Origin of the sequence: Helicobacter sp., assembly GCF_022511165.1 — a bacterium.
In the GTDB taxonomy this organism is placed as follows: domain Bacteria; phylum Campylobacterota; class Campylobacteria; order Campylobacterales; family Helicobacteraceae; genus Helicobacter_C.
The window spans coordinates 19819-27918 of sequence record NZ_JAFLSB010000017.1; the positions used below are offsets into that span (position 1 = coordinate 19819).

Genomic DNA, 8100 nt, shown 5'->3' on the forward strand with positions numbered 1-8100 from the left:
GAGTTTGTATTAACACATTTTAGCTAGAGTGTGCGCAAAAAGCTTAGGGGGAGTATGCAAACTTTGAATTCTTTTTCAGTAGCTATCACCGGCGCAAGTAGTGGTATAGGCAGGGCATTAGCTTTATGTTTTTCAAAGGAGGCTACCTCTTTGCATATTACAGGGCGCAATATTATGCGCTTAGAGCAGACAAAAGAAGCAATTTTAGCACTTAATCCACAAGCACAAGTGCATATTTATTGCTTTGATGTGAGTGATAAATTAGAAACTAAACGTTGGTGTGAGACTATTTTTGCTACTCGCCTTGATGTGCTTATTTTAAATGCTGGGGTAGCAATGGGCGAAAAAGAGAGCATACAAAAGCATTTGCAGATATGCCATACCAATGCAATGGGGGTAGCTTATGCGAGTTTTTATGCTTTAGAATCTTTTCAAAAGCAAGAAAAAATTTTAAATAGCAGAGGGCAGCTCGTCTTTATTAGCTCTATTGCTGCTTTGCTCTCTTTGCCAAATGCGCCAAGTTATAGTGCTTCAAAGCAGTTTGTAAAGAGCCTTGCTGAAAGTTTAAGCGTATCTCAAAAAGATGTGTGTATTACCACGATTTGTCCGGGTTTTATCAAAACGCCCCTTACAGATTATATTCACCCCGCTATTCCGCAAATGAGTGTTGAGAGTGCAGCAGAAAAAATGTATAGGGCGATTAAAAAAGGCAAGAGTTTTGTTGCGTTTCCTTGGTGGTTGGCTTTTGGGGCAAGATTCTATGATTTCTTGCCCTTATCCTTAAAACGCTTGCTTGTAAAGGCAATAGGCATTATGGGGAGATTGTAGGTTTAGAATCTCCTTCATTAAAAGCTTTTTTGGTTTTATCAGCTTGTGCCTTGGTGTTATGATAAAGCATATATATAGCGCTTTCCCATAAATCTTTATTGATTTTTTGAAGTTTTGCATAAAGCTTATCATCTTCCTCTCCCACAGGTTGCCAATCAGTGGAATCTTTATGAGTAGAATCTTTAAGATGACGCTTATAGAGAACCCCACCGCTCCATTCATTAGAGAAGCAATATTCATTACTTATGAGCAATGGCGGACGATTGAGGCGGCGGATAAAAGTAAATCGATCCTGCCCAAAAGATGTATCAAGCAAATCCCTTCCCATAGTGGTATTGTAAGTTTTAACTCCAGCTAAACCAGCTGCTGTTGGAAATATATCAATATGTCCTCCTGTTTGAGGCATTATTTGAGCTTGAGGGAAAAATTTTGGGGAGTGGATAATAAGTGGCACTTGAAATTCGTGTAAAACCAATTGCGAGTAAGTTTTGCTCACAGATGGAGAAATTTGGCTCATTCCGTGGTCCCCTGTGATGATAAAGATACTATTATCAAAATATGATGATTTTTGAGCGCTTTCAAAGAATTTTTTTAACGCATAATCACAAAATTTCATAGAGAGATATTCTTGCCTATTTTCAAAGCCATATTTTTTGAGATATTCATCATCGGGTATGCTATAATCAAAATCAGCCATACCTTCAGGGACGGTAAATGGAGCGTGAAAGCTTGCGAGTTGAATAAGGCTTATAAAAGGAGTTTTTTGCTCTTCAAGGAGAGTGTTGGCTTCTTGTAAGAGGTCTTTGTCTGAAAGCCCCCATACATCCATTCTAGGCGATTTCCAATATCCTTCTTCATATATTTTAAGTCCAGCAACATTATTGCTCATCACCCCACGAATATTTGCCCAATTTGCATTACCACCGAGCATATAAAGCTTTGTATATCCCTCAAAATCATTCCATACAAGATGTTGATCCATTGTGTAGGGGTCTCTCGAGCTTGTTTTAAAATATTCATTGACATCGGGTATGCCTGTTATGATAGAAAACATTGCTCTTGCAGTGGTGCGAGCCGAGGCATAATAATTTGGAAAGTAAAGCGATTTTTTGGCGAGTTGGGCAAGAAATGGCGTTGTGTCTAATTCATCAAACATAAGCGAACTTTTATGGGTACTCATAGATTCAATGACAATGATAATGATGTTGGGCTTAGCTCCATTTGTAGCCTTTGAGAAGCGACCATAATTCATAGAATCTATATCGGGATTTTGCACCTTTAAGTATTCTACCGCGGTAGGATATGCTTCACGCGCTTGTTTGGTATTATCAATAAAAGAGCTTTTAGGGCGCGTATCTGCAAGATTTTGGAGAGGATTAAGTCCTAGGGCAGTTATTTGATTATAGCCGGTGAAATAGGCTTCACTCCAACGCAATGGAAAATATACAATGCTGTATTGCCCATATATCAAAATAACAATGATTAGTAAAGTGCTAATGGCTGATGTGATTTTGCTTGAAATACGATTTGTGTCTTTTTCTTCCCATTTGCTTAGAATCATTTTGCTTACAAATACCAATGCAGAAACGATAATAGCAAGCAAGAGCAAGAGTTTAATGACGGGGTATGTTTGCCAAACCATTCCTAAAGCTTCTTTTGTATCCTCTAATAATCCAAGAGCGGCAAAATTAAGTCGTAATTGCAAATACGCATAATGGGCAAAATCAGCAATATAGATAATGATGTAAAGGATAAATATAAGAGCATAAAAACCAAGCAAAAATGGACGCACTCTACCAAAAAATTTTGATATATAAGGCGTAAAAAGACATATCAGCAGCGGTAAGGACATCAATGCCGCGATACGACCATCAAAACGAATACCAATATAAAAAGCCTTTGCTATATCAGCCCAAGAAAAAGCCGCTAAATTTTCCCACTGCCATAGCAAAAAGCCAACGCGCATAGCAATAGCTATAAGCCACAAAAATAAGAGAAATTTTAAATATACTCGCGTATTTCTGGTAATCATTACCTTATCCCTCAAAAGTAATTATAAAAAAGCATTTATTGCATTTTTAATAGCATCTATGGAGCGAGGCTCAATCAAACGCTCCCCCACTTCTTTGCCATCTTTATAGAAAATAAGCGTAGGAATCTTGCGAATATTGAATTTATCTTTGAGGCTAAGCTCCGTATCAAAGCTTACCTTATAAAAGCGCACTTGCGTAAATTCTGTCATTAAAGATTCAAGCATAGGATCAATATGCCTACAATCAGGACACCAAGGCGCGCTAAAATCCACCACCACGCAACCATTTTTGATTTTTTCATCAAATTCTATTGCACTTAAATGCTCTATCATTACTTCTCCTTAAAAATAAAAATTTGTTTGTAGTTGTGGGATTGTAAATGCAGGTGGAAAATCAACGATAAATAAAAGAATAGTGGGCGGTATATAAGAGACAATGGTGGCTTTAAGGCGGAATATTACAATAAGCTTTAAATACCTTATACAGCGTATTTCATTGATTGCTTGATTTTGATATTTTCATTATACTTTGCATAATTATCAGTTTTTAGCATTTACTAAAGCAGTCATCATAACACCAAAAAGAAATAACAACTAGTAAGCTTTAAGCGACAGAGCAAAATCATAATCAACTTAAAACCTCTGCCAAAAAACCGCAAGCAACAAAGAAAGCGAAGAGATAAATTTTCATAAAATGCCAAAATAGATTCTAAAAATTCAAGGTATTTACAAAAAAAAAAAAAAAACGATATACTTCGACCTCTTAAATACAATACTTTGGAGGTTATTTAATGTATAGGATTCTTAAGGTTTGCGTCATATTAGCGCTTTTAGGTTCACAAGCTTGGAGCAAAGAAGACAAAATATTTGGAGGCATACAATTAGGACTAGGAGGTGTTGGTGATTATGATGTAGGCGGTATTGTAGGCTATATGCACTATTTTCCAAAAAAATATTATATTGCAGATCAATTTCGACAAGGTGTGCGGGGTGTATTTGAGGTAAGCTATATGCAAAAAAGCTATAACTATTGGGGTGGTAAATACACTTATGGTAGCGTATATGGGGTGCTTGGAGCAGATTATCTACTTGATTTTAACCCAAAAGATAAGTTTGTCTATGGTATATTTGCAGGACTTGGGCTAGGCTATCTCAATGTTTTTAGTAAGGATTGGTATGCTTCTGCTTCTGCCTTTGGGATTGATGTGCGTTTTGGTGGAAGCCTCACTATAAGTCAAACTCACCGCTTTGAATTAGCTTTAGGAAGCGGATACTCACTGCTTGGACTGCGCTATATGTTCCTTTTCTAGCTTTAATAGTCACATCTTTTTGTAGATTCTGTAGATATTTATTAGGGAGAGGATAAAACCCTTGAATCTTCTCCCTCCAAAAAAAAGAAAACTCTCAACAATAATCTTCTCTTAATACACAAGAAGCTCTCAAGCAAAAATCGCATAATTTGTAGAATCTAAGGATTTTAAAGCACAATACAATACTACAAAGAAAAAAGATAGAGATAGGGGGCATTAGGGCTTTTTATCTTATATTTTTTGTAAAAGTAGGAATAATCCTGCACAAAAATCGTAAATTAATATATTTTTTAAAGCAAAAAATATTATAAAAACTCGTGTAACAGGGATTTATAAAGGATTTTTTGAAAAGAAAAAAGTAATCGTGGTGGCTCGAGGCGGAATCGAACCACCGACACGGAGATTTTCAGTCTCCTGCTCTACCGACTGAGCTATCGAGCCATAAGGGGATAAACACAAAAAATAAGAGTGCGGATTATACACTAAGGCTTTTAAAACTTCGCTTAAATTTGAGATACTCGCCCTTTTTGCTTATCCGCCGGTATAGTAGAATGCACGAGTGGAATGTAGGTTTTTAGGCATATCCTGCCCCCATTGGTTTTTTTCGGGCTTATTTTGGACAGCTTGGAGTAGAAGCTTTTTCATCTGCTCTTTATCACCTTGCAAGATAGCTTCTTTGAGTGATACGCTATCTTGGTAGTAAAGGCAGGGGCAAATCACCCCATCGCTTGTGAGGCGAATGCGATTACAAGAGGCACAAAAATCATCTTCGTGGGGCGAGATAATGCCAAAAATAAAGGGTTTTTGTGTGCTATCTTTGCTTTGATGGGTAAGTGAATCTTGCGCAAAAAGTGGGAGATTCTGCATAGGCGCAGTAAAATTTGCAATGCTATAAAGCTTAGCAGGACCAAAGCAGTCGCTTTTTTCTAATGTGGTGGGGTAATGCGTATTGATAATGCTTAAAATCTCCGCAGCCCTTAGTCCTTTTAAATCATCTTTTGCGTGAATATTTTCCATAAATTCAATAAACCTAATCCCAAAGCCATTATGATATGCAAAATGCAGCATATCTAAAATCTCATCATCATTAATACCTCGTAATGGCACCATATTGAGCTTGATGCCAAGCCCACATTCTTTAGCTGCAGAGATACCTTTAAGAATTTGCTCCAATCCATCGCGTTTAGAAATAAGCTGCACACGCTCATTTTTAAGAGAATCTAAAGAAATATTAATGCGTGAAAGCCCTGCATCTTTGAGAGATTTGGCGTATTTTTCGAGCAAAAACGCATTGCTTGTAAGAGTGATTTCAATATGAGGCGCATATTCATAAATTTGCGCGATAAACTCGCTCAAATCTGCTCGCAAAAGTGGCTCTCCACCGGTAATGCGAATTTTTTTTATGCCATTATCAATAGCAATTTTGATAAAAGTAAGCATTTTTGGCAGAGGCAAGGCACTTTCATCTACAAAGGATTGGGGGGTGTTTGGCATACAATATTGGCAGCGAAAATTACATTGTTTTGTAACCGATACGCGCATATAATCAATCGTTCGATGAAAAGAATCTACAAGCATTACCTTCCCTACAATCCCTAAGTCAAACAAAAGCGTGATTATACAAAATAAGTTACAATGATGATATATAGAGTGAAAAAAAATCACACATAAAGAATATAATGCGCCTAAATCAAAGGGCTAAGGGAGAGGGGGGAGTGAATCTTGACACAAAAGATAAAGATTCCGTGCGTGATTCTAGCGGGGGGTAAAAGCTCTCGTTTAGGCGTAGATAAGACGCAAATTGATTTTGGAGGGGAGAGTTTGAGTAAATGGGTTTTTACGCGCTTAAGCCATATATGCGAAAATGTGTATATTAGCGCAAAAAAGAGTGATAAATGGACTTTTCAAGCCCCATTTTTGATTGAAAAAAGTCGTGTTTTTGCCCCTCTTATAGGAATGATAAACGCCTTTGAAATGCTCAAAGCACAAGAAATACTTTTTGTGAGTGTGGATACGCCATTTGTGAGCAAGCAGACTTTGTGGCATATCGCTCATTCAAACGCACCCATTGCCTATGCTCAAAGCACAAAGGCGCATTATTTGATTGCAAAATGGCATATATGTTTGCTTGATGCACTCCTTGCAGCGCGTAAGTCTAAGCTTTATGCCTTGCATTATATTGTAGAATCTCACCCTCACATCAGCATTCCTGCTACAGAAGAGGAATGCTTAAATATCAATACGCAAGAGCATTATGCAGAGGCATTAAAACTTTTAGCATTAGGAGCAAGTAATGGCAGATGATGAGGAAAAAACCCAAGCCCCGAGCGCACATAAGATTCAAAAAGCAAGAGAAGAGGGCAATGTCAGCAAAAGCCCGGAATTTGCGGGTTTTTTCATTTTGCTTGTAGGGCTAGGGCTGATGTTTTTGCTCATACCTTTTTGGGTAAATGGAGCCGAGAAAATTTTTTTATATATCAATACCCTTACAAATCTTGATGTAGATGTTCGCTTACTAGGCGATATTATGTTAAGCATTACCCTTGAGGTGTGCATTATGCTTGCTCCGCTTTTTCTTGCGCTGATGATTACGGGGATTCTTGCTAATATCGCGCAATTTGGGCTTTTGCTCTCTCCAAAGGCGATTAAGCCTAAGCTCTCAAAAATTAATCCTATTAGTGGGATTAAGAATGTGATTTCACTCAAAAAAATGCTCGATGGTTTTATGATTACATTAAAGGTATTTGTGGCTTTTATCGTGGGATTTGCGGTATTTGTGAGCTTTTTTGATGAGCTACCAAGCGTGTCAATGTCTGGGCTTTATGTGCAGATTCTATGGTTTAGAGAAAAGGCACTCATACTCATTGGGGTGCTTTTGATTTTGTTTTTTATTATGGCAGTAAGTGATTATCTCATCAAAAAATATCAATATACAAAAAGCCTCAAAATGAGTATCAAAGAAGTGAAAGACGAGTATAAGCAATATGAGCAAAGCCCCGAGATTAAGGCAAAGATTCGCCGGATGCAGCAAAAACTCGCCCAAAGTCGTATGATGCAGGAGATTCCTAACGCATCTGTTGTGATTACAAACCCTACGCATTATGCTGTGGCACTGCGATATAGCGAGAAAGAGTATGGGCGGGGACTGCCCCCGATTCTAGTTGCAAAGGGCATAGATGAGCTGGCTATTCGTATTAAAAGTGTAGCAAGAGAGTATGGGATACGCATTATTGAGAATCCACCCCTTGCTCGAGCGATTTATAAACAGCTTGATTTAAACCAAATAATCCCTGCTGAACTCTATGGCGCGGTGGTGCAGGTGCTTAGCGAAGTGGCGCGGCTTAATGCAATGGAGGGAGATGACAGCCTAGGCAAATTGATTGAACGCGCTGTCAATAGAAGCGCTAATCAAAGAAGCGCAAACTAGAGCAGAGGCTATATAAGCTTGTGTGGTTTGGGCTATTTAGGTTAAGAGATAAACACATAGGCTTTGTAGGAGCTACTTTGCTATAATAAGTGCGCTGTGAGACAAAAAGGAGCAAAAATGGAATTTGAGCCAATTTCACTTCAAAGTTTTATAGAGACAAGCCCTAACACAAAGGATTTTGAGGGTTTTAAGGAGAAGGTGCAAGAGTATCTTAATAAATTTGATAAAAATAAAAAAAAGAGTGAAGATTACATTGTTGCAAATATTTTAAAACCATTCTTGCAAAATGATTTAGGTTTTAAGGAGGCGGAAGTCAAAGCTAATCCAAAAGGCAATAGTGCTATTGACCTCGCCTTGCTTAAAGATAATCAAGTTGAAGTTATTATCGAAGCTAAAAAGCCAAATTCTAAAGATTTTTTTAGCAAAGAAAAACCAAACTGCAAAGCCCTACACGAGTGTATTTTATATTATCTAAGGGAAAGGGAGTGTGGAAATTTTGACCT

At 37.7% G+C, this 8100-nt stretch carries 7 protein-coding genes, 1 tRNA gene and 1 pseudogene; 5 read left to right on the forward strand and 4 right to left on the reverse strand.

Annotation, left to right across the window (positions count from 1 at the left end; translation table 11 throughout):
• The first annotated feature begins 54 nt into the window (after positions 1-54).
• Entirely contained in the window at positions 55-828 is a 774-nt protein-coding gene (locus J1E28_RS03965; RefSeq protein WP_291026978.1) for an SDR family NAD(P)-dependent oxidoreductase, read from the forward strand.
• Here J1E28_RS03965 and J1E28_RS03970 read toward each other — a convergent pair.
• Together J1E28_RS03970 and J1E28_RS03975 are read right to left on the reverse strand one after the other, a co-directional pair.
• Positions 812-2860, reverse strand: a complete 2049-nt coding sequence (locus tag J1E28_RS03970; protein ID WP_291026981.1) for an alkaline phosphatase family protein — start codon at positions 2858-2860, stop codon at positions 812-814. The genes J1E28_RS03965 and J1E28_RS03970 overlap by 17 nt on opposite strands.
• A 21-nt stretch (positions 2861-2881) precedes the next feature.
• The gene (locus tag J1E28_RS03975; protein WP_291026984.1) at positions 2882-3193 is read right to left on the reverse strand and encodes a thioredoxin family protein; all 312 of its coding nucleotides are present in this window, start codon (positions 3191-3193) and stop codon (positions 2882-2884) included.
• A gap of 458 nt (positions 3194-3651) precedes the next feature.
• Between J1E28_RS03975 and J1E28_RS03980 the strand changes: the two genes are divergently transcribed.
• A complete protein-coding gene (locus tag J1E28_RS03980) occupies positions 3652-4170 on the forward strand; it encodes a hypothetical protein (protein WP_291026986.1) in 519 nt (172 codons plus the stop codon).
• 365 nt (positions 4171-4535) lie between these two features.
• Here the strand turns inward: J1E28_RS03980 and J1E28_RS03985 are convergent.
• Together J1E28_RS03985 and moaA are read right to left on the reverse strand one after the other, a co-directional pair.
• Positions 4536-4611 (reverse strand) — tRNA-Phe (locus J1E28_RS03985).
• A gap of 90 nt (positions 4612-4701) precedes the next feature.
• Positions 4702-5748: a GTP 3',8-cyclase MoaA gene (gene moaA / locus J1E28_RS03990; protein ID WP_291026989.1), complete on the reverse strand. Its 1047-nt coding sequence runs from the start codon at positions 5746-5748 to the stop codon at positions 4702-4704.
• Positions 5749-5892: 144 nt separating this feature from the next.
• On the opposite strand from moaA, the gene mobA reads away from it, so the two are divergent.
• The 3 genes and pseudogenes from mobA to J1E28_RS04005 form a co-directional block, all read left to right on the forward strand.
• Positions 5893-6474 carry a molybdenum cofactor guanylyltransferase MobA gene (gene mobA, locus J1E28_RS03995; protein ID WP_291026992.1) on the forward strand — a complete coding sequence of 194 codons (582 nt, stop codon included), beginning with the start codon at positions 5893-5895 and terminating at the stop codon, positions 6472-6474.
• On the forward strand, positions 6464-7597 hold the full coding sequence (flhB, locus tag J1E28_RS04000) for a flagellar biosynthesis protein FlhB (RefSeq protein WP_291026995.1): 1134 nt from the start codon (positions 6464-6466) through the stop codon (positions 7595-7597). The genes mobA and flhB overlap by 11 nt, the downstream gene beginning before the upstream one ends.
• A 117-nt stretch (positions 7598-7714) precedes the next feature.
• Positions 7715-8100, forward strand: a pseudogene (locus tag J1E28_RS04005) (class I SAM-dependent DNA methyltransferase); the annotation flags it as partial.

What these genes read in the sequence shown, in the direction of transcription:
- J1E28_RS03965 (WP_291026978.1), top strand. Translation starts at nt 55, where the DNA reads ATGCAAACTTTGAATTCTTTTTCAGTAGCTATCACCGGCGCAAGTAGT.
- flhB (WP_291026995.1), top strand. Translation starts at nt 6,464, where the DNA reads ATGGCAGATGATGAGGAAAAAACCCAAGCCCCGAGCGCACATAAGATT.
- J1E28_RS03980 (WP_291026986.1), top strand. Translation starts at nt 3,652, where the DNA reads ATGTATAGGATTCTTAAGGTTTGCGTCATATTAGCGCTTTTAGGTTCA.
- J1E28_RS03970 (WP_291026981.1), bottom strand. Translation starts at nt 2,860, where the DNA reads ATGATTACCAGAAATACGCGAGTATATTTAAAATTTCTCTTATTTTTG.
- moaA (WP_291026989.1), bottom strand. Translation starts at nt 5,748, where the DNA reads ATGCTTGTAGATTCTTTTCATCGAACGATTGATTATATGCGCGTATCG.
- J1E28_RS03975 (WP_291026984.1), bottom strand. Translation starts at nt 3,193, where the DNA reads ATGATAGAGCATTTAAGTGCAATAGAATTTGATGAAAAAATCAAAAAT.